Annotated in this window: 1 protein-coding gene; it reads right to left on the bottom strand. The window is 45.3% G+C overall.

Features of this window, described 5'->3' with window-relative positions:
- Positions 1-54 precede the first annotated feature (54 nt).
- Positions 55-1,308: an esterase FrsA gene (gene frsA / locus BCT81_RS27695; RefSeq protein ID WP_008218656.1), complete on the bottom strand. Its 1,254-nt coding sequence runs from the start codon at positions 1,306-1,308 to the stop codon at positions 55-57.
- Between the last annotated feature and the right edge of the window lie 35 nt (positions 1,309-1,343).

Genomic DNA, 1,343 nt, shown 5'->3' with positions numbered 1-1,343 from the left:
GTATCAGGTACTTAATCTGTACACTTTTCATGCTTAACTAATTTAGGAGAAATGTCATCTAAATAATTCATCCTCAAGCCACTTTATCGCTAATTCGAGGGATTGCTCATAACCTTGTGTAATTGATTTCGATTTGATTTTCTTTGCCTTGCCGTAATCACTGTAAATAGCAACCAGTTGATTATCCATTGGCGGTGACACAGGATCACCTTCTAAGGCTAACGCTAAGATAGGAACGCTGGTTTTACTGTTCGCCAACAGACCTTGCACCTTCAAAGACCACGCCATCAACTGACCAGAAAGACTATTGATATCAACAGCACCTTTACCTAAACGAGAAGCCAGTACATCTAAATGCATCTTCGGCATCTGCTTTAGTTTATCGGCATGCACAAAAATATCGTGAATTGGCGCACCAAGAGAGATACACGCTTTGATCTTCTGTTGCTCGATAAACGACAGCCTCACCATCGCATTTCCGCCGAAACGGAAACCAAACAAGCCCACTTTATGATGATCAACCCATGGGATATTTGGCAGCTCGTTCAATACCGCTTGGTGCAGGCACGAAGAGTCTTCGGTTAACGGCCAATGAGAGCTGTGACCTATCGATGGCATATCGACGGTAAGCATCGCAATGTTCTTTGGCGCCAGATAATCTCTAAACAAACGCCACATGTCCGTTTGCAAGCTATCCAAACCTGCACTCACGATCACAACTGGTTGCGGTTTGTCGGTTTTCGCTAGGTGTAGGTTGGCTTTGATTTTCTTGTTCTGATACGGCACCTCAATCTGCTTAACAATCAGCTTGGTATGCTTAATCGCTTCAGAATAGGCTGCGTTCGCTAACACTTGGGCCTGAGCCGCCAAGTTATCATTCTTTAGGTGCGGATAACCTGCAATGCTGAAACATAAAGACGCCGAGAACAGCTCTTCAGCCACCTCTTCGCCGCTTTTGTCGTTGGAACGGTTCTGATGCAACATGCCCAACTTGGTCCACTCATAGGCCCAGTTACCACTGCGGTATCCCATCACGGTATCTAGCCACTCATCGGTAGTACGAGAGTTGTCTGACGACGCGATTCGAGCCAGTACGGCTTCTTGCTCAATAGGGTTCACGCCTTGCCATACCCACTGAAGACGTCTTAGGTTTCGGTACCATGATGAGTTTTGCTGTTCACGCTTCTCATCTAATAACGCTTCCGAGCTTGGCATGTATTGTGTCAGCATTGAGGTCTCTTTGGCTTGCTTGTGCTTTACAAACAAGGTTTCCGAAAGGTTCGAGCTCGTTTCTTCTGGTTCAGACATTGGGATACTTAATAAGAAATGATTTTCACTAATAA

It is taken from the genome of Vibrio sp. 10N.261.52.A1 (assembly GCF_002876325.1).
GTDB classification, from domain to species: domain Bacteria; phylum Pseudomonadota; class Gammaproteobacteria; order Enterobacterales; family Vibrionaceae; genus Vibrio; species Vibrio chagasii.
Note: the sequence above shows the minus strand (reverse complement) of the source record. Positions and strands in the feature narration are given on the sequence as shown.

Bases quoted from the DNA above. Each gene is read 5' to 3' on its own strand.
- frsA (WP_008218656.1), bottom strand. From the start codon at position 1,308: ATGTCTGAACCAGAAGAAACGAGCTCGAACCTTTCGGAAACCTTGTTT.